General features: G+C 57.8%; 27 protein-coding genes. 11 read left to right on the top strand and 16 right to left on the bottom strand.

Annotation, left to right across the window (positions count from 1 at the left end; all coding sequences use genetic code 11):
* Positions 1-112: 112 nt before the first annotated feature.
* Entirely contained in the window at positions 113-1,051 is a 939-nt protein-coding gene (locus tag VGM18_17745) for a choice-of-anchor tandem repeat GloVer-containing protein (GenBank protein HEY3974854.1), read from the top strand.
* Positions 1,052-1,118: 67 nt separating this feature from the next.
* Here VGM18_17745 and VGM18_17740 read toward each other — a convergent pair whose 3' ends face one another.
* The 3 genes from VGM18_17740 to VGM18_17730 all read right to left on the bottom strand — a co-directional run bounded on the left by VGM18_17740 (position 1,119) and on the right by VGM18_17730 (position 5,585).
* Entirely contained in the window at positions 1,119-1,934 is an 816-nt protein-coding gene (locus VGM18_17740) for a hypothetical protein (protein ID HEY3974853.1), read from the bottom strand.
* A gap of 43 nt (positions 1,935-1,977) precedes the next feature.
* The gene (locus VGM18_17735; protein ID HEY3974852.1) at positions 1,978-3,660 is read right to left on the bottom strand and encodes a hypothetical protein; all 1,683 of its coding nucleotides are present in this window, start codon (positions 3,658-3,660) and stop codon (positions 1,978-1,980) included.
* 236 nt (positions 3,661-3,896) lie between these two features.
* Entirely contained in the window at positions 3,897-5,585 is a 1,689-nt protein-coding gene (locus VGM18_17730) for an alpha/beta fold hydrolase (GenBank protein ID HEY3974851.1), read from the bottom strand.
* Positions 5,586-5,805: 220 nt separating this feature from the next.
* Here VGM18_17730 and VGM18_17725 point away from each other — a divergent pair, with 220 nt between their 5' ends.
* Entirely contained in the window at positions 5,806-7,515 is a 1,710-nt protein-coding gene (locus VGM18_17725) for a carboxypeptidase-like regulatory domain-containing protein (GenBank protein HEY3974850.1), read from the top strand.
* 54 nt (positions 7,516-7,569) lie between these two features.
* Here VGM18_17725 and VGM18_17720 read toward each other — a convergent pair whose 3' ends face one another.
* Both VGM18_17720 and VGM18_17715 read right to left on the bottom strand, forming a co-directional pair.
* A complete protein-coding gene (locus tag VGM18_17720) occupies positions 7,570-8,589 on the bottom strand; it encodes a hypothetical protein (protein HEY3974849.1) in 1,020 nt (339 codons plus the stop codon).
* A gap of 189 nt (positions 8,590-8,778) precedes the next feature.
* A complete protein-coding gene (locus VGM18_17715; GenBank protein ID HEY3974848.1) occupies positions 8,779-9,234 on the bottom strand; it encodes a hypothetical protein in 456 nt (151 codons plus the stop codon).
* Positions 9,235-9,547: 313 nt separating this feature from the next.
* Here VGM18_17715 and VGM18_17710 point away from each other — a divergent pair, with 313 nt between their 5' ends.
* The gene (locus VGM18_17710) at positions 9,548-10,204 is read left to right on the top strand and encodes a response regulator transcription factor (protein ID HEY3974847.1); all 657 of its coding nucleotides are present in this window, start codon (positions 9,548-9,550) and stop codon (positions 10,202-10,204) included.
* Positions 10,205-10,316: 112 nt separating this feature from the next.
* On the opposite strand, the gene VGM18_17705 is transcribed toward VGM18_17710, so the two are convergent.
* Both VGM18_17705 and VGM18_17700 read right to left on the bottom strand, forming a co-directional pair.
* Positions 10,317-10,469: a hypothetical protein gene (locus VGM18_17705; GenBank protein ID HEY3974846.1), complete on the bottom strand. Its 153-nt coding sequence runs from the start codon at positions 10,467-10,469 to the stop codon at positions 10,317-10,319.
* A 100-nt stretch (positions 10,470-10,569) separates the two neighbouring features.
* On the bottom strand, positions 10,570-11,883 hold the full coding sequence (locus VGM18_17700) for a choice-of-anchor tandem repeat GloVer-containing protein (protein ID HEY3974845.1): 1,314 nt from the start codon (positions 11,881-11,883) through the stop codon (positions 10,570-10,572).
* A gap of 265 nt (positions 11,884-12,148) precedes the next feature.
* On the opposite strand from VGM18_17700, the gene VGM18_17695 reads away from it, so the two are divergent.
* The 3 genes from VGM18_17695 to VGM18_17685 all read left to right on the top strand — a co-directional run bounded on the left by VGM18_17695 (position 12,149) and on the right by VGM18_17685 (position 14,792).
* Positions 12,149-12,841 carry a lipid-binding SYLF domain-containing protein gene (locus tag VGM18_17695; protein ID HEY3974844.1) on the top strand — a complete coding sequence of 231 codons (693 nt, stop codon included), beginning with the start codon at positions 12,149-12,151 and terminating at the stop codon, positions 12,839-12,841.
* A 124-nt stretch (positions 12,842-12,965) separates the two neighbouring features.
* A complete protein-coding gene (locus VGM18_17690) occupies positions 12,966-13,865 on the top strand; it encodes a lysophospholipid acyltransferase family protein (GenBank protein HEY3974843.1) in 900 nt (299 codons plus the stop codon).
* 231 nt (positions 13,866-14,096) lie between these two features.
* The gene (locus VGM18_17685) at positions 14,097-14,792 is read left to right on the top strand and encodes a BPL-N domain-containing protein (protein ID HEY3974842.1); all 696 of its coding nucleotides are present in this window, start codon (positions 14,097-14,099) and stop codon (positions 14,790-14,792) included.
* A 135-nt stretch (positions 14,793-14,927) separates the two neighbouring features.
* Here VGM18_17685 and VGM18_17680 read toward each other — a convergent pair whose 3' ends face one another.
* Positions 14,928-16,043 carry a beta-propeller fold lactonase family protein gene (locus VGM18_17680; GenBank protein ID HEY3974841.1) on the bottom strand — a complete coding sequence of 372 codons (1,116 nt, stop codon included), beginning with the start codon at positions 16,041-16,043 and terminating at the stop codon, positions 14,928-14,930.
* A 210-nt stretch (positions 16,044-16,253) separates the two neighbouring features.
* Here VGM18_17680 and VGM18_17675 point away from each other — a divergent pair, with 210 nt between their 5' ends.
* The 4 genes from VGM18_17675 (at position 16,254) to VGM18_17660 (ending at position 20,008) form a co-directional block, all read left to right on the top strand.
* Positions 16,254-17,513, top strand: a complete 1,260-nt coding sequence (locus VGM18_17675; protein HEY3974840.1) for an aspartate aminotransferase family protein — start codon at positions 16,254-16,256, stop codon at positions 17,511-17,513.
* Between the two features lie 321 nt (positions 17,514-17,834).
* A complete protein-coding gene (locus VGM18_17670; GenBank protein ID HEY3974839.1) occupies positions 17,835-18,728 on the top strand; it encodes an alpha/beta hydrolase in 894 nt (297 codons plus the stop codon).
* Between the two features lie 99 nt (positions 18,729-18,827).
* A complete protein-coding gene (locus tag VGM18_17665) occupies positions 18,828-19,430 on the top strand; it encodes a DedA family protein (protein ID HEY3974838.1) in 603 nt (200 codons plus the stop codon).
* Positions 19,431-19,696: 266 nt separating this feature from the next.
* Positions 19,697-20,008, top strand: a complete 312-nt coding sequence (locus VGM18_17660; protein ID HEY3974837.1) for a hypothetical protein — start codon at positions 19,697-19,699, stop codon at positions 20,006-20,008.
* Positions 20,009-20,108: 100 nt separating this feature from the next.
* On the opposite strand, the gene VGM18_17655 is transcribed toward VGM18_17660, so the two are convergent.
* From VGM18_17655 to VGM18_17635, 5 genes are all read right to left on the bottom strand, one after another.
* The gene (locus VGM18_17655) at positions 20,109-20,729 is read right to left on the bottom strand and encodes a hypothetical protein (protein HEY3974836.1); all 621 of its coding nucleotides are present in this window, start codon (positions 20,727-20,729) and stop codon (positions 20,109-20,111) included.
* Positions 20,730-20,924: 195 nt separating this feature from the next.
* Positions 20,925-21,533 carry a hypothetical protein gene (locus tag VGM18_17650; protein ID HEY3974835.1) on the bottom strand — a complete coding sequence of 203 codons (609 nt, stop codon included), beginning with the start codon at positions 21,531-21,533 and terminating at the stop codon, positions 20,925-20,927.
* A gap of 239 nt (positions 21,534-21,772) precedes the next feature.
* Positions 21,773-22,204, bottom strand: a complete 432-nt coding sequence (locus VGM18_17645) for a DoxX family protein (protein ID HEY3974834.1) — start codon at positions 22,202-22,204, stop codon at positions 21,773-21,775.
* A 129-nt stretch (positions 22,205-22,333) separates the two neighbouring features.
* A complete protein-coding gene (locus VGM18_17640) occupies positions 22,334-22,546 on the bottom strand; it encodes a hypothetical protein (GenBank protein ID HEY3974833.1) in 213 nt (70 codons plus the stop codon).
* 92 nt (positions 22,547-22,638) lie between these two features.
* The gene (locus tag VGM18_17635; GenBank protein HEY3974832.1) at positions 22,639-23,085 is read right to left on the bottom strand and encodes a nuclear transport factor 2 family protein; all 447 of its coding nucleotides are present in this window, start codon (positions 23,083-23,085) and stop codon (positions 22,639-22,641) included.
* A 203-nt stretch (positions 23,086-23,288) separates the two neighbouring features.
* Between VGM18_17635 and VGM18_17630 the strand changes: the two genes are divergently transcribed.
* Complete coding sequence (locus tag VGM18_17630) at positions 23,289-23,660, top strand: GIY-YIG nuclease family protein (protein ID HEY3974831.1); 372 nt, start codon at positions 23,289-23,291, stop codon at positions 23,658-23,660.
* A 133-nt stretch (positions 23,661-23,793) separates the two neighbouring features.
* On the opposite strand, the gene mqnC is transcribed toward VGM18_17630, so the two are convergent.
* The 3 genes from mqnC to VGM18_17615 form a co-directional block, all read right to left on the bottom strand.
* The gene (gene mqnC / locus VGM18_17625) at positions 23,794-24,840 is read right to left on the bottom strand and encodes a cyclic dehypoxanthinyl futalosine synthase (protein HEY3974830.1); all 1,047 of its coding nucleotides are present in this window, start codon (positions 24,838-24,840) and stop codon (positions 23,794-23,796) included.
* Between the two features lie 367 nt (positions 24,841-25,207).
* Positions 25,208-26,266: a sigma 54-interacting transcriptional regulator gene (locus tag VGM18_17620; protein ID HEY3974829.1), complete on the bottom strand. Its 1,059-nt coding sequence runs from the start codon at positions 26,264-26,266 to the stop codon at positions 25,208-25,210.
* 204 nt (positions 26,267-26,470) lie between these two features.
* Entirely contained in the window at positions 26,471-26,848 is a 378-nt protein-coding gene (locus tag VGM18_17615; GenBank protein HEY3974828.1) for a PilZ domain-containing protein, read from the bottom strand.
* Positions 26,849-26,900: the final 52 nt, after the last annotated feature.

Below are 26,900 nucleotides of genomic sequence, written 5' to 3'. Positions count from 1 at the left end.
CAAGCGCTGGAGTGGTTCGAGACTCGGCGGGGAACCTGTATGGCACGACGATGTATGGGGGAGCAAACGGCCTTGGAACGGTTTTCAAGCTCTCTAGGGGGGCAAGACCATTTTGCACAACTTTGCCGGCAAAGACGGAGCCAACCCGACGTATTTGATTCGCGACGCCGGCGGCAACCTGTATGGAATAACGATCTTCGGCGGCGACCTTAATTGCCCTGAGGGAAAGGGCTGCGGCACCGTGTTTCGGCTGGATCCGGCGGGGAGAGAGACGGTGATCCACAGCTTCACACAGTCGGTTACAGACGGAGGAGTGCCAACCGGACTGATAATGGATGCGAAAGGAAACCTCTACGGAACAACCGAGCTTGGCGGTGCGCAAAACGTAGGAACGGTTTTTAAGATAGACAAGAGCGGCAAAGAGACCGTGCTCTACAGCTTCACGGGCGCGAATGGCGGGCCCGACGGGGCGTCCCCCCTAGGCGGCGTGATCCTGGATGCTTCCGGAAATCTTTATGGTTCTACGGCCTACGGCGGGCTGGGGAACACGGGTACAGTGTTCAAGATCGATGCAGCGGGAAAAGAGACGGTTTTGTACAGATTCACGGGAGGAAACAACGGCAGCACTGATGGGAAGAATCCGATGGGCGGTCTCGTGATGGACGCGGCTGGTAATCTTTACGGCACCACCTCGATCGGAGGGACGAACGGCGCCGGCACAATTTTCAAAGTAGATCCCCACGAAAACGAAACTGCGCTTCATAGCTTTGCTGGCAGCGCAGACGGTTCGTACCCCCAGTCACCCCTATCACGCGATGCGGTAGGCAACCTGTATGGCAACGCCGACGGAGGGACCAATGGCGTGGGGGCGGTATTCAAATACGACACGGCAGGCAACGAAAGCTTACTGCACAGCTTCAGCGGTCCAGATGGCGAATATCCCGGCGGAGCCTTGTTTCTTAACTCAACCAGCACAGGCGTCGTCATCTACGGCACAACCCAACAGGGAGGCGCATCCGGTTGGGGGACTGTGTTCGAGATCGTGCCGTAAAACCTAACCGCACGCTGTTACATGAGACGCTGAGAAATCTCGGGCACAGACAGGCATTTACCAGCACCTACTGCACGTCGGAAACTTTGCCGCTCAGAAACGTCACTTTGAGATCTTTATAAACCCAGAGCTGTTTCGCACCCAGATTCACAATCTTGTCCGGCTTGCCCAGCGCTCCCTGCACTTGATCGGTAGTCATCCCCTTCTCGATGGTCTGCGGATCGGCCTGCTGTTGTTGCTGCTCCTGCCCGCCGCCTTGTTGGGCTCCCTGTTGCCCCTGGTCACCGCCCTGCTGTTGTCCGCCTTGGTCGTCCTGGGACTCTTCACTGATAGAGAGCAATTGCCCGATCGTGTCCTCCACGTCGCCGGCGCTGGCCTTCGCCAATGACCCTTTCGGAAACTGAAAGACGACCTTGGCCTTGTTGTAGGTCGGCGGATCGGTCTTGTTGCACGTGTCGCACGCAATGATCATCATCGACACGTCGTCTTTGTTTAGGTCGACGTCGATCTTCGCCGGATATACCTTGTCGCCGGAAGCGAACAGATGCGTCGTCTGCGTCTTGCCGAACTTGCTCATGCCGAAGCCGATGCCCTTTGACAGCATCGAGCTGGGAGTGTGCACCGTCCCGCCCTCGTACTTCGTAGACAGAACGCTGGTATCGGAATAGGGCACGGCCAGGATTCCGCCCTTCTTGATTTCCAGCAGAGTACCCTTTTCGATCACCGAGTACCCACTGGTATCCGAGCCCATCTTCACGACTTTGTATTGCGCAACCAGTTGCTCCTGCAAAGAAACGGCTTGCGCACCAGCATGCGACCACGGAAACATCGTGGCGCACACTCCAACGATAACTGGAATAGCTTTCTCCAACTTCTGCCTCATGACTACATTTCTCCTCTCTAGATCCCAGCCTTTGGATCCTCGCCTACTGCGAACCGCCGCCCGAGGACGCTGCCTCTTGTTTGACTTCCGCTTCGGTCTGGTCAGCCGCCTTCTCCTGATCGTCCAGCGTCTTGGCTGCGCTCTTATCCACGGGCGGCTCGGGCACATCTCCTGCCGAGGTCGTGGTGTCCGGTGACTTCGGCAGGCCGCCGGTTCCCTGTTTTTTCGCCAGTTCACCCATTCCGCTGGTGAGTTGTTCGCGGAAATGGTTGTGCATTTCCTGCAAGTCGTCGACCGCGACGGCCACCGTTTTGCCGACAGCACAATCGGTCTTCTTGCTGGCCGCAACGCTGACGTTCACATTGTTGTCGTCATCCGGCTTGTCGGTGAGCCGGGTGATCACATCGCCGGCGGTCAACGAGCATTCTTCGCCGTCGGCCACAACGCTGAGATCGTCGGCCACGACGAATGTCCGCCGCGCCGGATTCAGCGCTGGAGGCGCTTCATTGCTGTTCGCCGGAGCGCTCCCCTGATCGGCGGACGACTTAGGTTTGCCCGCCGCGGCTTGGTCTTCGGCGAGTTGCGCCTTGATTTCTGCGGCGAGCGCTTGTTTCACTTCGGCGCTCATGACGACGCCGTTGCCGCTGTCCGCTACCGGAATGAATCCCATGCTGGCCACCAATTCACCCGATGCCGGCCAACCCCAGTTCCATCCCTGATCTGCACCTGCTGCCGCCGCCTGTGCCGCGTAAGCCGCTTGCAAATTGGCCGCAATCAAATAGTCGGTCAGCCAGAATGCCGCCGAAGGATACACCGGATATGGCGCGAAATAACCGCCGTAGGCGCCATACCATGGCGCTCCGCCCCAGCCCCAACCGTAGGCTACCGGCGCCGGCCACGGGTTATACGCCCAGCCGTAGTAGGCTGGACCGTAATAATACGAGGGGTAATAACCATAGTAGGGACGGCCGCCGTAATAGTAGCCGCGGTAGACTCCCGACCGGTACCCGCCATGGTAGTAATACGTGCGCGAATAATAGCTGTGCCCGCCGCGCGTCACATAGGCGCGCTGCACATATCCTCCGTGCCGGCCCGTGGTTACCACCCGCGCTCCATTGTGATTCGACACGATCGTGCGGCCGCCGTGCAGATTGTGCGAAATCTGCATCCCGTTGCGATTGACCGAGCGAATCTGCCCGTTGGGGCGAATGTGCGCCGTCCCTCCACCCTTTAGAGAAACCTGCCGTCCCGGCGCGGTGTGCGCGTTCCCGGCGTGCGTCGTCGTGTTCGCATGAGTCGTAGTGCCCGCGTGAGCGGTCGTGCCGCCCGCGTGCGTCGTGGTTCCGGAGTGCGTCGTGGTTCCGGCATGCGTGGTCGTCCCCCCGGCATGGGTCGTAGTGCCCGCGTGAGTCGTGGTACCGGTATGGGTCGTGGTGCCGCCCGCATGAGTCGTCGTACCGGAGTGCGTGGCAGTGCCAGTGTGGCTCGTCGTGGCGCCATGGCTCATGGTGTTGGTGTGGCTGGGCGCCGCGGAATGCTGCGTCGATGTATTCGCGTGGCTCGGCGCGGAGGACGCATGCGCCGGGGCGCTGGCATGCGGCGCCGGAGCGCTATGCGCCGCAGGCGCGCTAGTCTTGTGCTGCGCCAAAGCAAACGCCGGTATCAGCAACAACAATCCAAGCCAGAAATACTTTCGCAGACCGTTTTCATTCCTGCTGAAATTCATCGTCTACTCCTGAATTCAAGGATTTCACTGGACCGCCAAACACACCCGTCCAAAACCAGTAGCGGACGAACTCGTTTGATCGTTTTCAGGGCCCAGGTGAGAACAGCAAGAGGGTTGGGTCGTGTCATAGCAGCGCCCAACTGCCATCTTGCGGCGGCAGCAACGTTACCAAAACCGGGCGAGAGGCGCAATCGTTTTTTGAATTTGTGTTGTGCCCCGGTTACCCGGCATTCCCATTATTGCTTCAGAATCCAGGTCGCCATTTTGTCCAGGGCCACGGGAGCGATGGTTTCTTCGATCTGAGCGTATTCGGTGGGCGAACCCGTTTTGGCGGTTTGGAATAGGTGATTCAGGCCGGGGAGTTCGTCGATCTCGGCGCGCGGGTTGCCCGCAAGAGCCTGGCGAATGGGCGGCAGATTTTGGCTGGGCAGCACTTGTTTGTCGAGCGATCCGTTGAGCGCCAGCACCGGGCAGGTCACTTTGCGCAGCGCGGAGGCGGGATCGTAGGTCAGGAAGTAGCGGAACCACACGGAAGTCATCTGGCTGACCTGCAATCCCACCTGGGCTTCGGGGATTTCCGTCATTTTTTGTTTCAATTCTTTTTCGAGAACGGCTTCGTCTTTTTCCGTCTCAATCAAATGCAACATCTCGCGAAGGGTGGCGGCGCTCTTGGCCGCGGCTTCGGGATTGCGGCCGCTGGCAACCTCAATCGCTTCGCTTTGCGCCACAATCACCTGGTCGCCCGGAACGCCGGTGCCTGCCATCATCACGATGAAAGCGATGTCTTTGTTGCGGGCGGCGACCATTGGGGCGATCACCCCGCCTTCGCTGTGGCCGATCAGTCCGATCTTGTGGGGATCGATTTCCTTGCGCGTTTTCAGGTAGGCGACGCCGGCTTCGGTATCGGTAGCAAAGTCAGCGGTAGTGGCGTTGCCGAAGACTCCGGTCGATTTGCCGACACCCCGATCGTCGGCGCGCAGCACGGCAATACCGTGTCGGGTGAGATAGTCGGAAAGAACGAGGAAGGGTTTGTGGCCGAGCAGGCTCTCGTCGCGATCCTGTGGGCCGGAGCCGGTGATCAGCAAGACCGCTGGGAACGGCCCGGTTCCCTGCGGAATGGTGAGCGTAGCGGCGAGAGTGACGTTCTGAATTTTGTTTTCGTAGGAGACATCTTCGTCGCGATAAGGAAACGGCTTGACTGGATTCTGTGGGCGCTTGAGTTCGAGTTCCGCCGTATTCTTGACCGGTCTCAACAGCAGGGGCATGGTGCCGCCGCCTTGCGACCACGTGCCATCCATGGTCGATAGATCGGCGGCGATTTTGCCTTCGAAGGTTCCGCCGATCTTTTGCGCTTCGATCTTGATGGACGCGCCATCGCGCGTAACCGAGGTCATGGCCAAACCGCTCATGCCCTGATCAGGACTATCTAAAGTGGCGGTCAGGCCGTCAGCGCCGTTTACGATGTGGAAGACGACACGCAGCTTGACGGAGCCGGTATCGAGCGCTCCCATCCAGGCGCCATCGATGTCAGAGGGCTTGGCGGGTTTGGCTTCGCTCTTGGCTTTGCCGGGTGCGCGTTTGAATTCCAGGGACAGCGGCGTGCCTTGTGTCCAGGTGCCGGAGATAGTTTTCCCGTCGGGAGCGACTTTACCTTCATAGGTACCGTGAACCGCGGTTACATCGAGACTCAGTTTCGAGTCTTTGATACTGACGGAATTGACGGGGATACCGTTAGCGCCCTGATCGATACTGTCGAGAGTGGCTTTGAGGCTATTGTCGGCGGCTCTGGTGATATGTAGGACGAGGTGCAGGTCTTGACCTCCGGCGTTGAGAGTTCCTTGCCAATCGCCACTGACATCGAGATTCTGGGCGCGCGTGGTACTGGCAGCGACAACCAGGATTGCGAGCATCAAAACACGTTTCATGTGTTTGCCCTCCTTGGACAAGATTGCTCTTTCCTGTGTGATTCAGCCTGTGTAGATTCAGCCTCTGTGATTCAGTCTGTGTGATTCACCAGTTTATCGCCGACCAGTCTATCTTGGTCGCAAATGGGTTCGGAGATAAAATACTGAACAGGCCGACCCTCGCGGCCTGCGGAACCCGCTTCCAAACGCTTTCCGCCCGAATGCATTGAAGCGAAGTCCCATGACGTCAATTTTCCGATGCCTGTTGATCGCAAGCGTAATGTTAAGCGCGCTCACGTTCGCCCAGGTGACGGGCACGGCTGCCGCGAAGCCGGCAAACCGCGCAGTGATTGAGGGCCTGGTCACGAAGGAACCGGGGAGCGAACCGGTGAAGAAGGCGGTAATTGAGCTGATCGCCGAGAATCAGACCGAAGGCGGAGATTATACCGCGGTGAGCGCGGCCGACGGCAGTTTTCATATCGAGGGAATCTTGCCGGGACGTTATCGTCTCTTTGCGGAGCGAACTGGATTACTCGAAGTCGACAAGCATCGGACGCGCGCCGATGGGCGCGTATTGACCCTGGCGGCCGGGCAGGAATTGAAAGACCTGCGAATTTGGTTGCAGGCCGCGGCGGTGGTGCGGGGACGCGTGACGGACGAAGATGGCGACGCCATGCCCAATGCGCAGGTCACGGTGCTCAGGCAAACATTCGTTTCCGGGCACGGAAGGTGGGAGCAGGCGGGCGCGGAGCGGACGAACGATCTGGGCGAGTATCGAGTGCCGGGACTGGGCGCGGGAAATTACTACGTGTCGGTGAGCCCGGCGCCGGATTTCAAAAGCTTGATCGAAGCGGCGGGGGTGGGAACGGCAGAGCCACGTGCTGCGGACAAAGCGGCGACTCACACTTCTTATCAAACGACGTATTATCCCGGCACCGCGGATCGCAGCCAGGCCGCGCCAATCCAGTTGCGTGCGGGCGACGATTTTCCGATCGACTTTTCACTGACGCCGACTCCGAGTCTAAGCATTCGCGGGGTGGTGGTGAATTTGCCGCCGCGAGCGTCGGCGGCGATCATGTTGCAGTCGCGCGATTTCAGTTTGGTGCTCAATGGGGCGGAGATGCATCCCGACGGCAGCTTCGTGATTCGCGATGTGGCGCCGGGAAGTTATACGATTCTAGCCACGGTGGAAGGCGCGGCTGTACCGATGATGGCGCGGCAAGCGCTGCAAGTGGTTTCCAGCAGCGTGGAAGACCTGCGCCTGGCGCCGCAGCCGGGAGGATCGGTCCGCGGGCGGCTGCGGGTGACGAGCGGAGGGAGTCTCGTGAAATTCGATCCCAACCAGTTTTTTCTAGCGCTGCATCCAGTTGACGGCGACGATGAAATGTTGAATATGTCGATGGCGGGAGCTGGGGCGAATTCAGTCATCCATGTTGCTGGCGATGGCAGCTTCGAGTGGAAGGGCGTTCCGGCCGGCACCTACTACATGGAACTGACGGGCGATCCGGGAACAAGCGCCGACTGGTATTTGAAGTCCGTGTTTGCCGGCGGCCGCGAGGCGGATGATTCGGGCTTTAGCGTGAATGGGGGTAACGTCGCGCTCGATCTGATGGCGAGCGCGAATGGAGCGGTGGTGGAGGGCGCGGTTGCAGACCGGAAGGGCGAGCCGATGGCCAACGCGGTGATTGTTGCCGTTCCCGAAGCGCGCCTGCGTACGCGCGTCGACCGCTGGCGCAAGACGGTCAGCGATCAGAGTGGACGCTTCAGCCTCCGCGGTGTGCGTCCGGGTGAATACACGCTGTTCGCCTGGGAAACCGTAGACGGCGAGTCCTACTACAATCCCGAATTTCTGAAAGCTTTTGAGGCACAGGGAAGCGCCCTACACGTTGCCGAAGGCGACCGGAAAAGCGTGAACCTGGAAGAGATCCCCGAGCCGGAAGAGCAACCGTAAAGCTTTTCAATCAAAAATCATCAATTACTTTTTGACAGAAGATGGGCCCCCGCCTTATTTGTGGTTGGGCACGCAGTTGGCCAGCATTTCGGAATGCGTGAGGCTGAATGCGCCTGGATCCTGCCAGACGGCTTCGCCTTTACATATTCCCGAATAACAATTTACGTCCGGTGGCGAGTTCTTAGGCACAACCTGACTGCTCAAGAACTTCGCTTGTCCGGTAGTGTTGTTGACCGGGGGAGTGACGCAGGCGAACCAACTCATCGACGTCTTGGGATAAGAAAAATTTCCGCCAGTCGATATCACCGAGTCCGATGCCCAGCGATCGATATCGACTTGCGGCGGGTTGGCGGTGAGGCAGGTCGTGGTGTTCTCCCAAAGATTTACATTGCCGGGATAAGTGTAAACATAGGGCGCGCTGGTGAGTTGCGAGCACAGGTTGAGTGGAGGGCCGGTGTACAGCGAACCATCGCAGCCATAGTCGACTCGCGCCACGCCCGGGCCGCCGGCGATGACCACATAGTCAAAGTAATTCGACATGCCGTAGTGGGCGAGCGAGTAGGCGAGCGCTCCGGCTCCGCCGCTCGATCCCTGACCGCAGAACGCGGTGGTGTGACTGCCTCCCTGAATTTTGTCGAAGATAAATTTGAAGACGGTCGCGCCGCGGCAGGCGGCGGTTTTCAAACCGATGCCGCCGGTATCTTCCCAGTCGCTGGTCCAGGCAAGTTGCGCGACGCGAAAGCCATCAGTCACATAGTCATTGGCAAACCCGCTGTTGAGAAAAGTTGTGCCTCCACCTCCGTTCATCAGGATGATTGTGCCCTTCGCCTTCACTGTGGGCAGGGTCTGCGCTAAGGTCGCAGTCAGATCGGGAAGTCCGGGGCAGATCACGTTGATGGAGTGGCAAGTCGCACCGGTTGCCGCGCCTTGCGGGCAACTAACACTGCCCAGCACTTCAACCGTACCGAGCGGGAGAACGGTCGCGGGACTGTCGGTAATTTTGTCGTCGGCTTGCGCTGCAAGACCGAGGCTCGATAATGCGACGACGAGAGCGACGATGGTGCGGTATCGCATGGAATTCTCCTCGGCAGAATTATGAGCGTCCTAAGGACGAGGATCGGAAGAGTTGCTACGGGAACATTTGCCCAAGAACAAGGGGAGTGTGCTGGCTTGCGGTCATGGTGTCAAGATGAAGGAATCTGCATGGCGTCGGCGGCGCGGGCGAGGACGCCCCCCGCGACAGCCGGCGGGACGCCGGCGCTACTACTTCACTACCGGCGAATCTCCGTTGGCGGGTTTGGTTTCGTCGGCGTGGATTTTGCCGTCATCCTCTGCATAAAAAGACCGATGTTGGGCGTCCAGAGTCTTCGGCGTCATGGCGAGGACGTAGCTGTCTTTCTTTCCCTTGAAGCTGGCAGTGTAGTCGCCGCGATCGGGATTGACCATGCGTTTGGTAAAGGTCCCGGAGTGCACCAGTTCGGTGAGCGTAGTGGCGTAGTGGCCATATTGTTTGTTGAACTGGTGTTGGGCGCGGATGACGACGCGCATATAGGCAAGCGCGGCGGCCTCGGAGTCGGAGCGGGCTGGATCGCCGTGAAACTTGGGCTGGTAAGCAGGGGATGCATTTTGATCCGTGGGAGGCGCTGTCGGGGTTTGTTGGGCGAGTAGAGGCGCGGCGAGGGCAATGATGAAGGATAGGACGAGAACGAATCGTGTCATTTTTTCTCCGGATGGCGATCAATCGGCATGGGTTCTTAATGAATTCTCTTCCAGGAGGATAAACCCGGGGCTAAAGCCGCATATACTAGACTTCCCTACGCGGCCCTAAAGGGCCGCTCTTCCACAAGGCCGCTCTTCCACTGATCTACAACGAGGGGACATCGCTCGCTACGGCTGATGTTCAGGGCCAATGCTGAGTTCACGCTCATTTTTCCATGTTACTCCCGTAATTTCCCTTCGGTCACGTTCTCTTTGCATCGGAAAGAATTAACACTATGCTGGATACAAGAATCCAGACCCTACAGGGAAAACTATGAAAGCAGCAGTTGCGAGAAAACCAGTCATCAAAATCGCGGTCGTGGAGAGCGATCCCTTGCGATTTGTTGGGTTCCGCGCGTTGTTCGACTCTGAGCCCGAGTTTGAACTTATTTCTGCGACCCTGCCCGAGATCAGCATGCTGCAAGGGGTCGACCTCGTCCTGCTCGGCAATCGCAACGGACAAAACCTATTTGACGTGATGGCCAGCCTGAAGGCCACGCGGCCCGATTTGCGCATCATCGTGACCGGCTCGGGCATTGACGAAGAAACTATTTTGAAGGCGATCGCGTCTGGGGCCAAGGGTTATGTGGATGAAGCGGCAACTCCTGCCGAGTTTGCGCAGGCGATCCGGATTGTGAATCAGGGATCGGTATGGGCGCCGCGCCGGGTCTTATCGATGTTCATCGAACGCGTGTCCTCGTCGCCGGGACGAATTTTTCCGGCGGGCCGCGTGACTTTCACCGATCGCGAAAAAGAAGTGCTGGAAATGCTGGTGGCCGGTCGATCCAATAAAGAAATTGGCGGACAGTTGGGGATCGAGGAGCGCACGGTAAAGGCGCATGTGGCGAAATTGATGCGCAAGGTGGGTGTGCAGAACCGGATTGCCTTGTCGGTGCATGCCATTACGCATTCGCTGGTGGCGACGAAGTAAGGGCAGCTTCTAGCTAAACCTGGTTGGCTTTTGGTGGGTACCGGGGGTCACTTTCGGGTGCTTACCTTCGTAATCTTGGCAGAACTTTATAGGTGACGCATACTCGGCTCACCTACCACAGAACCTGGGAGACGGGGTTGAGAGTGGCGATTAGGGTCACTACTTTCAGCCCCGCATTTTTTTTGTCCCAGACTTCAAACGGCGAGACAATCGCGCCGACAATCTCAGAATCGGCTTCCGGTTGTCGGCTTCCGGCTTTCGCCAACCCACAACTCCTAAGATCAAGTTTGCTTCCTCTTTTGCACAGCGCGGTCGCTGCGAAGGCAGAAACCGGAAGCCTGAAGCCGAGAGCCGGACGCCCTCTTTTACGGAGTAATCTCAAAAGCGACGCCGTATCCGTTCGCGCCTCCGCTCTGCGTAGTTCCGAAAATATTGCCGCCAGAGACGAGCAGTGGAGAGAGCGGGATCCCGCCGTTGGTTCCGGTAAACTCCTGCACAACCCTCTCAGTCCACTGCTCACCCGGAGCGGGCGTCAATTGATAGACCACGCCTTCGCCGCCGCCGGAGCCGCCGCCGCTCCAAGTTGTGCCATACAGGGAGCCGTTGTCCCATACCAGGCCGCCGTTGGGCTGGCTCCCGTCGGAACCTCCGCTGAAGGCGTAGAGCGTGTTTTCGACCCATTTGCCGCCGACGTGCGATATGCGGAAGACGACGCCGCAGCCCTCGGGGCCGTAGCCGGACCAGCAGTTGTTGAGGATGCCGCCATCTGCGCCGGCGCCGTAAATGTTGCCAGCGCTGTCAAAGGTCAATGCAGAAGGAAGGCCGCCGTCGGTGCTGCCCTTGAAGGCATAGACCACTGAATCGGTCCACGGGCCGCTGGTCGTTGGAGTGAGCCGGAAGACGAGCCCTGGCTCACTGGGCAACTCGAAGCCGCTCCAGGCTCCCGCGGCGGAGCCGAAGAAATTTCCTTTCGAATCGAAGATCAGTTGGGCGGGACCGACGCCGTCCCATCCACCGAAGAAAGCATGGATTACTTTGAAGTTCCAATTCCCGCTTGCTGAAGGTGAGAGCCTGAAGATAACGCCGCAGCCTCCGGTGTTCGAGCAGGCCTGCGTGCTGAGGACCCCGTCCGCTACGTTCGAGCCAAAGAGATTGCCAGCCTTGTCAAAGACCAAATTACCGCTGGTGGGATATCCCCCATCTTTTCCGCCAGTGAAGGCATAAAGCACGGTTTCCTGCCACTCGCCACTGGAGGTTGGGGTTAACTTGTACACGACACCGCACCCTATGCTGCAATTCGGACCCGTGAAGTCGCCACCGAACTCAGCAGTGCCGTAGAGATTACCGGCACTATCGAAAATCGGGGTGGACAGCGGATTGCCGCCATCGGCGCCGCCGGTGAAGTTATAGAGGATGGTTACCTGCCAGGCTCCCGAAACTTGCGACAGTTTATAGACGACGCCATCGTGCCCAGTAGTCACGCCGTAAAGATTGCCGGCTGCGTCGGATACCAGACCAGCTGCGGGCGAATAGGGCACGGTTGGGCCAAAATTGTAGATCGTGCTCTCCGTTTGGGCGTGAAGGCGCGCGGCTGAAACCAGAGTCGTGCTCGCAAGCAGGAGGGCCATCATTACGAAGCTGGAGAGTTTCGCTGCGGGTGAAGGGCTGGGAGTGGGCATGAGAGTTCTCCTTATGGCCAGGCGGATTAGTTAATACGCGAGTCGGTGGCGGAGGGGAAGGTGCAACTACGAGGCGATACCGCGCAGCTACAGGCCGGGAACTATAGCATGGAAAAGAAACACTGGGCAAGACCGCAGATTGTTGCAGAGTGGTAAAGGTGGATTCACGCGCCGGGGCCTGTATTCCTGCGCTCGCGCGTGCAACTTCTGGCTCTTCATTTACAATCGAAGGATCAATCCCAGTAATTTTTGTGTACGAGGAGCTATGAAAAAGCTGATATTGCTGACCGTAATCGTGTCCCTGTGCTCGTTTGTGTTTGCGGGGGATGAGCCGGCAAGAGATTCGAAGGCTTCGGACCGAGTGCAGGCCGCGGCGGACGTGTTGAATCAGATCGAGAGTGCCCCGGACTCGGGCATTCCCCAGGAAATTCTGAGCAAGGCCGAGTGTGTGGCAGTGGTGCCATCGATGTTGAAAGGCGGCTTCGTGTTTGGGGGAAAGTACGGCCGTGGGCTGGCCAGTTGCCGCACTCCGAAGGGTTGGAGCACGCCGGCGTTCTTCACCATCGCGGGAGGCAGCTTCGGATTTCAGATTGGTGGACAGGCCGTCGATCTGGTGATGTTGATTATGAATAATGACGGCATGCAGCACCTTTTGACGAGTAAAGTGGCGTTGGGAGCCGACGCCTCGGTGGCGGCGGGCCCCGTGGGGCGTCACGCCGAGGGCAATACCGACTGGAAACTCCGCGCCCAGGTGCTGACTTATTCGCGGGCGCGCGGAGTATTTGCCGGAGCCACCCTAAACGGCGCGGTGCTGAAGCAGGACAAAGACTCGACGCGCGACTTCTACGGCCACATGATGACATTCAAGGCGGCGTTGACCGGCGAAGTCGACCCGCCGCCCGCTGCGAATCCCTTTCTAACCACACTGGCAAAGTGGGCGCAGGCGGCGGCGAAGTAGCAGGCAAAACCCACGGGCGGGTCAATCACAAAGGACACGAAGGTACACGAAGTAGAACATTGTGAGATTTCTCCTTCGTGATCCTTCGTGTCCTTCGTGGGTATCGCTTCTATAACTTGCTCAGATGCGGCGAAAACTTGAATATGCGGCAGCATGGCCGTTCATCAAGATTCTGGGACTGTTGCCGCGTTCGTTGTCGCGTGCGTTTGCCATCGGACTTTCTCAGCTGGTTTATCTGCTGCACTTCCGGTTGCGTCAGGTGGGGATGCGCAATCTGGCGATGGTGTTTCCGGAAAAAAGTCAACGCGAGCGGAGGCGCATTCTTCGCGGAGAGTTTACTTCGCTGGGGCGGCAACTCGCCGAACTGTGCCAGTTCCCGCGCTATACGCGGGAGAACGTCGACGAAGTGGTGGTCTATGACGGGCTGGAGAATTACGAACGGGCCTACGCTCGGGGTAAGGGCGTGCTGTTTCTGACGGCGCACTTTGGGGCCTGGGAGCTTTCCGCATTTGCGCATTCGCTGCATGGGCACTGGCTGCACGTGGTGATGCGGCCCATGGACAATGAGTATCTCGATCGCTTGTTGCAGAGTTATCGCACTATGCACGGTAACAAGACCGTGGCGAAAGATGATTCCGTGCGCGGGTTGCTGTCGGCGATGAAGGCGGGCGAGACGGTTGGAATATTGATGGACACGAATATGACTCCGCCGCAGGGAGTGTTCGTGGATTTTTTCGGGATCCCGGCTTGCACGGCGAGTGGACTGGCTCGTATTGCGTTGCGCACGGATGCGGCGCTGGTTCCGGGGTTCACGATTTGGGATGAGGCTTTGGGGAAGTATCGGCTGCGGTTTGATCCGGCGCTGGCGTTGGTTCGCACCGGCAATCTCGAAGCCGACCTCGTCGCCAATACGCAGAGGTTTACAAAAGTGATCGAGGATTATGTACGGAAGTATCCCGAGCAGTGGTTGTGGGTGCACCGGCGGTGGAAGACGCGGCCGGAGGGGAGCCCGCCTCTGTATTGAAGTCGGCACACGCGAACGCAGAAAAATCAATCGGGTATTTTCCCCCAAGAACTGCTGCCTGACTTCGGGCCTTGACTCCGCAAAGTAAGTGGGCATAAATGGAGAAAGCCATTTCGAGGCGGTTTTTCCGTGCACATTCGCCTTCGCCCCAACCGCGCCGGATTTTGCCTAAGCGCCCTGCTGCTCCTAATCATCGCTCTCAGTGCATGTGCTTCCCCCCGAAGCGCGCAGATGACTGCGGCCTTGCCGCCTGCCATCCCCGCGGCTGAACCTGTGCTTCTGTACACCGGAAACGGTGCTTCACCTTCGGATGTCACTGCCCTGGAGACGATTCTCGGCAACTTAAGTGTTGGCTACACCGCCAGCGACTCCGCTCAACTCAATGCCATGAGCGAACAACAGTTGGGAGGATATAAGCTGATTATCATCCCCGGCGGCAATTCCATCACGATCGGAGAGAGTCTTACGGTGAGCACCGCATCGGCGATTCGAGGCGCGGTGCAGCAATATGGCGCGCACTACCTGGGAGTCTGCGCGGGCGCGTTCTTCGGTGGATACTCGGTTTACAACGGCGTGGATCTGACCTCAGGAGTGGCCTTCAACTTCTATGCCGACGAAGCCCAGGGGATTCATATCGAACCGGTCGAAATCTCCTTCCCAAACTCCGTTCCGCTGGATGTGTACTGGCAGGATGGTCCCGAACTTTCAGGTTGGGGCGAGGTCGTCGCGAAATTTCCCGATGGCACTTCCGCGATTGTCGAGGGCTCATCGGGCAACGGATTTGTAATCTTCACCGGCGTTCATCCCGAGGCGCCGCAGGGCTGGCTTGGGTCCATGAACTTCACAACTCCAGCGTCAGTCGACCAAGCCTATGCCGCGACTGTCATACAAGCCGCGCTGTCGGGTACCGCGCTGCCACACTTTTAAGACCGTGGTGGATTAATTGCCGAGAATCCGTAGTGGTTGTGGGTGGGTGGCGGCGTCGATGTCCGGCCAGAAAATAACAGCCTGGTCTCTCACTTGTGCGAGACCAGGCCGAGAAAGCAAGGAATCTTCTCTGGGTTATTGGTGTGTAGGAACCGGCGAGGTTGCGATACCGGCGGCAAATGCTTCCGCGGAATAAGGCGAACCCTTCACCGGCGTTAGTTTCCCGGTCTGACTGTTGAAGGAATAAGCAGAGACGTTGCTAGAGCCGGCATTCACCACGTACGCGAAAGCATCGTCGAGGTCGAGAGCGATTCCGTTTGGTCCCGTACCCGCAGCGACGGGTGATCCAGCCAATAGATCCAGTGCGCCGGACGACTGGACGCTGTAAACGTATACTCCTGCTCCCGCCGCTACCAGGATGTACTTCCCGTTTTGCGATGTGATGACGCCCGCGACGTAGGGTCCTGCTTTGAAGGGAGAGCCAGCGACAGCGGTCAAGGAACCATCGAAATTGATTGCGAATACAGACACGTCGCTGGACCCAGTGTTTGCTGCGTATACGAATTGGCCCCAAGGGTCCACAACCACGGAAAGAGGACGAGTGCCGGCGGCCGTCGGCAGTCCGACTTGTGTCAAGGCGCCGCTGGAGTTATCGATGGCGAAGGTGTAAACGTCTCCCGAACCCGCGTTGGCGACATAGGCGAAGTACCCGGTCGGATCCACCGCCAGCGAGTAGGGATACTGCCCAGCGACGAAAGGAGAACCGGCCACAGGGGTGAGGACTCCAGTCTGCTGATCAATCGAGAACGCCTGAATTTCTCCCGAGCCACTGCCCGAACAATCGGCTCCGCAGCTAAGCGCGTAGAGGAATCGGCCACTAGGGTCAGTGGTCACGAATGCGGTGCCCGTAGCGGCCGGGAAAGGCGATCCAGGAATTGTAGTCAGGACCTTGCTTTGATTTACGCTGAAGGCGCTGATTCCGCCCGGAATCACGTCCGCGACATAGATAAACAGTCCAGAGGGAACCACCGCCACGGAGTTCGGCGCGCCGCCGGCCGCGAACGGCGAATTAGGCAGGACCAATAAACCGCCGCCAGCCTTAATGCTGTACCCTGACAAGTTATCCGAGGATTGGTTGGCGACGAAGGTCAGCTCTGCACGTTGGCGGGTTTGGGCGTTTACGAACGGCGTGCTAAACATTGCGGCAATAACCGCCGTCGCCCAAAAGGTGCGTTCTACACACTGCTTCATTGGTCCTCCCGTTGATCAGACATCTCAAGCACGGTCCTCAAGAGAGAATGCCCCTCGAATCGAGCTTGTACTCTCAATTAAACAAACAATTAGGAGTTTCTAACAGGTGACGAAGGACCATGTCATAAACTCGTTGAAACGCACACTTCGGCAAAGCCGCGAGCAGTGTGAAACGAACCGATCTGGACTCCGGTAGAATCAAATCTTCCTATGAATACTCTCGAACAAATTGCGGAACGTGAACGGCAGTTCTTATTGGGAACTTATAACCGATATCCTATTGTGCTGACGCGCGGCAAGGGCGTGTTTCTCTATGACATCGAGGATAAGAAGTATCTTGATTTCGTTTCGGGCCTCGGAGTGAATGCCCTGGGGCATGCACATCCGCGGATTGTGAAGGCGATTCGAGAGCAGGCGGCGCGGCTGGTGCATGTGTCCAATCTCTACTATCACGAGTATCAGGGGCCGCTCGCCGAGAAATTGTGCGGGCTGGCGAGTGGGGCTGCGGCAGCGGTAGGAGATTCGTCCGCAATCGGATCCTCCCCAATAAAGTTTCGCGCTTTTTTTTCCAACAGCGGGACCGAGGCCATCGAGGGATCGATCAAGCTGGCGCGGCTGGCGGGACATCGCGCGGGCGGCGAGGCGAAGTCGCGGCTGGTGGCGCTGGAGGGGTCGTATCACGGGCGGACTTTTGGTGCATTGTCGCTGACGGGACAGGACAAGCATCGCAAGGGATTTGAGCCGCTGCTCGAAGATGTAACGTTCGTGAAGCAGAACGATCTCGAGGGTCTGCGGGCGGCAATCAACGACAATACCTGCGCGATTGTGCTGGAGCCCATTTTTGGCGAGGGCGGCATCTACGAGTGTTCGGTAGAGTTTCTGCGCGAGTGCCGTGCGCTGGCGGATCGTCACAAAGTAGCGCTGATCTTTGACGAGATTCAGTGCGGGCTCGGGCGCACGGGAACGATTTTTGCCTTTCAGAGTTTTGGAGTGACTCCCGACATTGTTGCGATCGCCAAGCCGATTGCGGCGGGATTGCCGCTGGGGGCGTTCATTGCCAAAGAAGAATTCGCGACCGCGATCGCGCCGGGCCAGCATGGCACGACGTTCGGTGGTGGTCCGCTGGCATGCCGCGTGGCGCTGGAGTTTCTGGCGATTGTCGAGGAGGAGAAGTTGCTGGAGAACGTGAATAAAGTGGGAGCGTATTTGCAGCAGGAGCTGAAAGGGCTGGTGGAGAAACGCGCTGCCGCTATCGGGGTGCGAGGGCGGGGATTCATCCAGGGGATTCAGTTGGAGGTTCCGGCGCGGCCGATTGTCGATGCGGCGCTGGCCGACGGTGTGCTGTTCAACAGCACGCAGGATACGGTGGTGCGATTTCTGCCTCCGTTCTTGATGGAGGAGAAGCATATTGATAAGGGGATTCGGGTGTTGAAGAAGCTGTTGGGCACGAAAAAGAGGAAAGCGGCGTAAGGCGGGCGTCAGGCGCTGGGCGTCGGGCATCAGTACAGTATCGCCGGCATCCCTTCGACTTCGCTCAGGGCAGGCTCTGCCGGCTGACCCGAAGGCGTCCCGCCCTCGGGGGTGGTGAACGCGGCGATGCCTGAACCTGTTAGCAATTTCCCGGTTTCTGCGCGTCGGGCGAGGACGCCCGCCGGACAGCTGCCGGGACGGCGGCGCTACGAAAGCGAAAAAACGGGGAGCCGAAGCTCCCCAAGTGAAGCGACAGAGGCGTTGTTTCTCTTAGATAGAATCGTAGGATGAGCAAAGAGTTGTCCGGGCGGGAAGATTCTTGTGCATGAAATTCAGGAGATTCCGGCAGCAGCCGTTTGGGGCCTGAGTGATGGCGTTCAGGAGTGCTGGATGGATTTCGACGGGGCGCGCATGCGGTATTTGCGCGCGGGTTCCGGGCCGCCTTTAATTCTGTTGCACGGTCTGATGGGCTATTCTTTCTCGTGGCGTTACGCGATGCCCGCACTGGCGCCCTATGCCACGACCTACGCACTGGATTTACTCGGAGCGGGTTTTTCGGACCGTCCGAGGGGAATTGATCACTCGATGCGCGGGACGGCTTTGCGGGTGCTGAAGTTCGCGAAGAACCTTGGGCTGCAATCGTTCGATCTGCTAGGCACGTCCCGCGGCGGGGCAGTGGCGATGGCCGCGGCGGCGGAATGCGTAAGCAATAATGGTTCCGGGCCGCGTCTGCGAAGGCTCGTACTGGTCTGCCCGGTCAATCCATACTCGAGGCACGGTAAGTGGCTGGCGCCGGCATGTGGCAGTCGCCCGGGCGCGGCAGCGTCCCGCCTCGTGATGGCGCGCATGCCATTTCTTTACCCTTATGTGCACGGGCGGTTGTATGCGGATCGCAAGAAGATTCGTCCCGGTACCCTGGAAGGCTATACGGCGCCGCTGGTTATCCCTGGATTGTTTGAGCATGCACTAAGTATTGTTCGCACCTGGACGTCTGACTTGCGGGAGTTGGAGCTGCTGTTGCCGAAGTTGAGATCCGTGCCCACGCTGCTGATGTGGGGAAGCAAAGATCCGGCGGTGTATTTTTCCTCGATGGCACCTCTCGCGCGGCATTTCGAAGACGCGCGCATAGTAGTGTTTCCCGGTATCGGGCATCTGCCGTATGAGGAGTGTCCGGAAAAATTTAACCGGGCGTTGATCGACTTTGTGATTGCGTAATTTTGTAATTGGGTAATTTGAAGTCGAACTGTTCCTGGTGGAGATTTTGATCTCCGACTACTCAATTACAAAATTACTCAATTACAAAATGCCTTTCTCATGAGCCACTCCATTCTCGACCTGCTGCGGAATGCGGTGGTGCACTACGGATACTGGGCCGTGGCTGTGGCCTTGCTGGTGGAGAATGCTGGCGTCCCGGTGCCAGGCGAGACCATGCTGTTGCTGGCGAGTTTCCTCGCGTATTCCGAGCGCGATCTTAGGCTTCCCTGGATCATCGTAGTGGCGACCCTGGCGGCAACCGTTGGCGACAACCTGGGATACGCGGTCGGTTACTACGGCGGCCGTCCCCTGCTGGTTCGGTATCAGGCAGTTTTCAAAATTCAGCAAACAATGGTGGCGCGCGGCGAAGGCTTATTTGCGCGTTACGGTGCGCTGACCATTTTCCTGGCGCGCTTCGTCTTCGGCCTGCGGATCATCGCGGGACCGCTGGCCGGCGTGCTGCGGATGCCATGGCGGAAATTTACCCTTTTTAACTTTTTGGGGGCGGGAGTCTGGGTTACGGTAATTTCGGGCGCTGGTTATCTGTTCGGCCGGCACCTGGGCCGACTGGAGCGCGATATACGGCGGTTCGATGCCTTGGCCGCCGGGCTGGTGCTGATCGGTTTGGCTTGGTGGTGGTGGCGCAGTCGAAGGCGGGATTAAGGAATTGCGAACGAAGCCCGCAACATCGAAATGAAATAGCAAGATCGAAGAGACAGCAAGATCGAACCAGCGAAGCGGCCGACCGGGCATCCGCGAAGTAACCTTTTGCACAGATGCGGAGCGTGCGCCAGAGTCTATACTGTGCGGGTGTCGCGGGTGCCTTCGATCGAAGTTACGGAGAGAAGCATAGTCCCGTGGCAGCGGTAATGCAGCGCAGCGGAAATATACCGGTTGCGTCCGAGCCGGAAGTCGGACGAGGAGGAAACATGAAAAACATCGGGTTCTTGACTCTGCTCATCATGGCAACACTTCTCTTCACGCTTGCCTTCCCAGCGGCGGCAGCCGGTCCAAAAGCAGCGGCCGCGCCTGCGCCAGCCGTGGCGGCAGCTCCCGCGACGCCGGCCGTTGCACCCGTGCCGGAACGCCATCCCCACATCGACGAAGCTCTCGAACATATGCGACAGGCGAAACACGAATTAGAAAGCGCCGAGCACGATTTCGACGGACACCGTGCCAAGTCCATTGAACACCTGGACCGCGCTATGCACGAAGCCGAAATCTGCATGGGAATGCACTAGAAACCCTGAAACCACGAAGGCAGCGTCCCCAGACGCTGCCTTTTTTCTTTTGGACCGGAAACCCCGGGCGCTATTTCCTCGGGACTAATCGTCTCCGCATTTAGTCTTTTCCAGATTCATCCCGGCGGAAGGTGTAGCCGATGGAAGCGCCTAACCGAAGAACGTTGTCCGAGTGGAAGGCCGAGTTATCGATGATGCGGTAATAATGCACTTCAGGGCGGACGAACAAGCTGCGCCACAGCCGGAAATGGACTTCCATGCCCGCGTGCAGGAGAAATTGATTGCTGTTAAAGCGAGTGGAGCATCCAGAGGAATAAGGACAACCCCCGGGCGGCGAATAGAAAAGTAACCGCTGGCCCCCGGGTCCGGCCAGGAATTCGAGCTTCGCCCGCTTGGAGAGGCGGTCGACGTACACGGCATTGATGTCGTATAGAACGGGGCGATACTGCTGGTAGTTGTTGTAAATGCCTTCGTGATATCGAAAAGCGGCTTCCACGTTGTAACCGTAGTTGTGGCCCTTGAAGCTGCGGTCCGTGAAGATGTGCTCGATGCTGATGCTGGGGTAAGTACCGGCCTTCTCCGCGGGAGGCAGGTAGTTCAACGAAGCAGTCGTATTCGCCGTGGACATGAGAGTGCTGCCGCCAACGGCAACGTCAAGCTGGGCCTGAGCGAGAGCGGACAACAGCAACAGCGCAAAACCGGGCATGAACAACCCGAGCATTTTTTGGTACCAACTTTTATACAGGCTTGGATACAGGCGCAAATACAGCCCCCTTTGATTCTTCGAATCGTGTTTGATTGTATACGCTAGATGGGCGCAGTCTCGATGGGCGCGGTCTGATCAACGGATGCCAGCGGCAGCTAAAAGCCCCGGCGGCCGGAACCGGCAACTTCCAGCCGTCGGGCGATCGAGAGTTTAGTCGGGACCGATAGTGTAGCCGATGGAAGCCCCGACACGAATGATGTCATTGTTGTTGAAGTCCACATTATTGTTCACGATGTGGTAGTAGTGCGCCTCAGGCCGGAGAAAGAAGTGTCCAAAAAAGTAGTAGCGCAGGCCCGCGCCAACGTCGACGAGAAAATGGTTGCTGCTCTGGTAGCAGGCGCCGAAATACACGCAACTGGTAGTGGGCTGATAGCCGTAGAAGCGTGTGCTTTGCCAACCGATGCCCCCCATCAGATCCAGGCCGGTCTTCTTGTTGATCTTGGGCTGGTAGACGCCATTGAAATCAAATATCAGAGGGCGATAGGGCTCACCACCCGGTCCGCCATAAGCTCCCTGGCCACCCCGCCAAACTGCGTCGAAGCCCACGCCGAGGCGTTTGTGAAAAATGACGTCGGCGCCAATATTGGGATACAAGCCGCCTTTTTCGGGGCAGGTGAGGGTAGAAACGTTACAACCTCCGCTCCCAGTCGGATCCACGACCGTACCGAAGCCGAACATGGCATCGCCCTGCTGGGCAGAGGCCAGACTGGCCACTAAAGAAAATGCAAACACAATCGCGAAGAAGGCAAACTTTCTCAAGAGGAACCTCCTGTAATCTGTCGTTTGATGGCGGTAAGATGCGGCCGCCAACGCATTCTGTTGCAAGCCCCTGGGTAATCCGTTCATCATAGTTTTAACAGCCACGGAATTCAAACTGCCGGCGCATTGGAACACACTCCACCCACAGGCATTCCCAGAAGCCAAACCCCACGCCAAGGAAGAAGTTGCTCCGAAAGTTGCGCCCAAATCAAAAGCAGCCAGTCAAGATCTCTTAACAGTCAAGATCTCTTAAAAGGAACGCTGCCTCCACCGCGCAGGACATGGTCAAGAGCGATTGGACCTCCACCGAAGAAGATCAGGCCGAAGGCCAGCGTGGCTGCGGCGAGTGGGAATTCATATCCGGGACGCCCGGATGAACCAAGCATCCCATTGTGCAGGTGCACCTTCCAGATGGCGACGGCGAGGTCGATGCAGATGGCGAAAGCCGCGGCACGGGTGAAAAACCCCACGAGGATCAGCAATCCGCCCAACAGTTCGGTAAAGGAAGAAACATAACCTAACCAGCGAGGGATCCCGAGGCTGGCCACGAAATGCACGTGGTCGTGCAAGTGAATGAAGGAATTGTCATAGCCGTGCCGCACCATAATGGCGCCCAGGGACAGACGCATGACCAGCAGGGCCAGAGGCTGCAAGCGATCGAGATAGCGCAATTGGTCTTTCTCCGAATTTTCTCCGAACCAGTATCTCTGCTAGTGTCAGCCGAATTAGTGTTCTACCGAGACTAGGGCCTACCGAATCAGCATATCGGCAAAGGATGTGCCTGGGAAGTCGCCGAGGCCTCAGCTGTCCTTGCGATACAGCAGATTCCGCATGGCCTCGCGACGCGCCGCATTCGCGCCCTTGTCCGCCTTCCAACCGTCGCCTTCTTTCGCTCCAGACCCGGCAGAATCCTCTTCACTGCAAGCCGGACACCGGTTGGCAAACCCCGGCTTCCCCGGCTTCAACTCAAACTCCTCACCGCATGCCGCGCAGATTTTGATCGGAAATGCCATACCGCAATTTTATCAACTCCCGGTGCCAAATTTCTCGCGTACTACGCGGAAAGCATGCTCCGAGCTAGTCGAAGGATGGAGCTTTCACACAGCTACTTGGCCACGAGCGTCTCCTGGCTGGCCGCGCATAGCCACGCCCCATTCTCCTGCACCCAGGTATCGGTAAACCGTCCGCGCCGCACGTAATGTTTGCCTTTATCTCCGCCTTCCTCCCGATACGCTCCGGTCACGACCACGACGTGATCGTAGGGGTCGGCCCGCATTCCCTCATTAATGATTTGACCGGGATGATAGTTCGGGGCGGTGATACTAGCCAGAAATTGCGCCTTGTTCAAGAACGATCCGTCAGCATCGGTGTAGGCGAACGATGCCGCCAGCAGAGCATCGAGTGCGTTGCCGTCTTTGTTCTTCTCCGCCTCGTTCCACGCATTCTCCAGTGACAGCACCCGAACCTTTTCCGAATCGCGAGACGCCATCTGCGCATGGCTCACCACCAGGAACAACGCAGCCAGCAAGACGCACACTGTCAAAGCCTTCATGGTCACGGCTCCTTTTGTGATTGCGGGTTCGAAGAAAGCTAAGGGATTTATCGGCAGATTGCAATGGGATGTGAATTTCCACAGACATTATGTGACAACCATCACAGCTTTGGTCCCGGCTCTTAATCCACAATAAATCGATGTCATTCCGAACCAACGCGAAGCGGCGGTGAGGAACCTGCTGTTCGCCTGGAACCTCCTCAATGCCCAACCAAAAGCTCTACTACGTCTACCTCCTGTCAAGCAAAAGCCGCGCAATCTACATTGGCATGACCGCATTTCTGATGAATCGTGTTTTGCGTCACCGGGCTGGCGAAGGCGGGGACTTCACGCGAAAGTATAGAATTCACCGGCTCGTTTACTACGAGGTCTTCCATAGTGTCACAGCCGCAATCGCCCGCGAGACGGAAATCAAGAAATGGAGGCGCGAAAAAAAAGTTGCATTGTTTGTCGAGAAAAATCCAACGTGGGAAGATCTTGCTGCCGACTGGGGATTACCAGTCGTGATGCGGGTGGAAGGAAAAGTGGAAGAAAAAGCAGGTTCCTCACCGCCGCTCCGCGACGGTTCGGAATGACATCACTGTGTATGTGACTAGTGAAGCGTGTGTGACTAGTGAAGTGTGTGTGATTAGGAAAAATCTACTCCTGTGCCCAAATCGATGTCATTCCGAACCGGCGCAAAGCGGCGGTGAGGAACCTGCTGCTCTCCTAATTCAGAAAATACTGCCGGTACAACGTATCTCTCTGCGCCGGCCGGAATCCCGCATCGCGAATAATCCTTCGCAACTCCTCTTCCGTGGTGCAATTCGTCACGCCCGCCGCGCGCACTACGTTCTCTTCGAGCATCACCGATCCCACATCGTTGCCGCCGAAGCGAAGTCCCATCTGGCAGACTTTCAGCCCCTGCGTCACCCAACTCGACTGCACGTTAAGAAAATTCGAAAGATAAATCCGCGAAATGGCCAGCACTTTCAAGTAATCGACCGCCGTCGCTTCGTCCCAGTGCCGGCCGCCCAGCGCCGTATTCTGCGGCTGAAAGCTCCATGGGATAAACGCGGTGAACCCGCCCGTCTCTTCCTGCAAATCATAGAGCCGCTGAAAATGGTTGACCAGGTTCTCGTAATTCTCGCCCACGCCAAACATCATGGTCGCAGTCGTGCGCATCCCGATCTGGTGCGCCGTGCGATGCACGTTGAGCCAGTCGTCGGTCAGGCACTTCAGCCGCGCAATTTTATAACGGACTTCATCGTCGAGCACTTCCGCGCCGCCGCCCGGAATCGAGTCGAGGCCGGCATCGCGCAGCCGCAGAATCGTATCGCGAATCGAGAGCGCGCTGTATTCCGCAATGGCAATAATTTCCGACGCCGAATAACAATGCAGATGAATCTGCGGAAACCGTTCCTTGATTCCGCGCAGCATCTTCTCGTGCCAGTCAATCTTCAAATCCGGATGCAGCCCGCCCTGCATCAGCACGCCCGTCCCGCCCAGTTCCACGGTCTCGCGAATCTTCTCGTAAATCGTGTCGAACTCAAGAATGTATCCCTCCCGCGCCGCCGGCCCCTTCAGCGGGCGATAAAACGCGCAGAACGTGCAGTACTCCGTGCAAAAGTTGGTGTAATTAATATTGCGGTCAATGATGTATGTGACTGTGCCTTCGGGATGCAGCCTGCGGCGCACGGAGTCGGCCTCCATACCAATCCCGATCAGATCATCGGACTCGAACATCTCCAAGGCTTGTTGTTTAGTAAGAGACATACCTGCTCCGCACAACATTCAATTCTAGCGGAGCGGCAAAGAACTCGCCAATGATGGGCAATTTACAAAATTCGGGGTTCCCCTCCCGTAGCCGGCCCATTTATGGCTGTGGAATTCGACGAAGCCGTGCATCCCAAAAGCTCCTGGGGCAGCGAAGAAGCCGGAAGGGGCCTAACCGGCAACAAAGAACTCATAGGTTAGCATGCACGCCTCAACACTTCCCTAACTTGCTAAGACGTGATCGTAGGTTAGCCTGGAACTGTCGGCTTTAGAGTTAGAGAATGAGGCAAAGAAGGGGTGCCGACTACATCAAAAGCGCCGGGAGTAACTCTGGCCGTACCTTCGGCAAGACTGAAAGCAGGAAACTTCAGTCCGCCGCGACGTCCTTGGGAGCATCCCCATCGCGGCGCTTCACCACGCGATTTGAAGGGAGCCCAGCGTCGCGAATTTTGTACAGCAACGCGCGATAGCTGATGCTCAACGCGCGCGCCGCCTGTTTGCGGTTCCAGTGGCAGTTCTGTAAGACTTTCAAAATAACTTTGCGCTCCAACTCGCGCACCGCCTGACGAGTTAGTTTCTTCAGCGAGATCTGGCCATCGACCGGAATCTCGGTATTGAAAAAGTTGGCCTCCCGCGGCGCCAGATCCGAAGAGATGACTTCCTCGTTGCCCAGAATTACGTAGCGCTTGATCAGATTTTCCAGTTCGCGAACGTTGCCTGGCCAATGATACTTTCGCAATTCCGACATGAGTTCGCCCGACAGAGCCCGCGCTTTGCAGTTGTACTTCCGGTTGTGATACTCGAGGAAATACGTCACCAACTCAGGAATATCGCTGGCCCGCTCGCGTAAAGGCGGAAGGTGCAGATTCACCACGTTAATGCGATAAAACAAATCGGCGCGGAACGTGCCGTTCTCAATTTCCTGCTCCAGCTTTCGATTGGTGGCGCAGACCACGCGCACTTCCACTTTCTTGTCCTCCTGCGCGCCGATCCGGCAGAACTGCCCGTCTTGCAGCAGTTGCAGCAGCTTCGATTGCAGCGCCATGTCGAGTTCGGAAATTTCATCGAGAAATAGCGTGCCGCGATGCGCCATTTCCACGCGGCCGGGCTTCATTCCATAGGCGCCGGTGAATGCCCCTTTCTCGTAGCCGAAGAGCTCGCTCTCCAGCAGAGTTCCCGGAATCGCCGGACAATTCACCTTCACCCACGGCCCCGTCCGCCACGGCGATGCGGCATGAATCATGCGCGCGATAATGTCTTTGCCCGTTCCGCTCTCTCCCTGAATCAGTACCGGAACATTGGCGGCGGCAAGTTTGGTAAGCCGGTCGCGGACGGACTGCATAGCCTCAGTGCGCCCGAAAATAATAGCGTCGGGCGGCATTTCCCCCAAAGGCTGGACGAGCGTATTCACACCGCTGGTTGTCATGGCTGGTTTTTTCGATCAACTCTTAGGGGAGGTACTTTACCTGCATCCGGAGAGCCAAAGGCATTTCGACCAATGGCGCACCCGTCAAATCTAGCTCATGTAGTTGAAGAGTATCAGCTTACCAAAGAGCCAGAGCAGCAAGTTTTAGTAATCAGGGGGAGAGTGATGAGAATAACACTTCTTAGGGGAGATGCGCAAAGATTTTCACACAGCAGACGCAATTTTCCGCCTTCGGGAATTGGAATTTCCCGAAAGCAGCAGCGGGCGGGCGAACTTAAGGCCCAGCAAATAATAGCCTTCCGCCGGAGTAGTACGCAGCGCTTTGGCGCGCAAGGTACGGGCAGCTCTGGGCAGCAAGGCGAGAGCAGCCACGGGGGCGCTGGGGATCTCCAGCCGAAGCTGCGCGATTGCAGGCAGTACGCGCCGAATCGCTACCAGCATTCCGCCGGCACTCACGTTGAGGGCGGTGGCAAATTCAAGAAATTCCTTGCCCTTGCCGTCCCGGGTACGCACAAAAACAGGGATTGCCAGCGGCAACCGCGCCCACTTCCGCCGCTCGCCTCCGCCTTTCGCCCCGTTCATGCAGACCTCTCCATCGGAATTCAGCGGGTTCGGGAGCACATGAGGGGCCAAA

Source organism: Candidatus Sulfotelmatobacter sp. (assembly GCA_036500765.1).
In the GTDB taxonomy this organism is placed as follows: Bacteria; Acidobacteriota; Terriglobia; order Terriglobales; family Acidobacteriaceae; genus Sulfotelmatobacter.
This window is presented reverse-complemented; position numbering and strand designations above follow the sequence as displayed.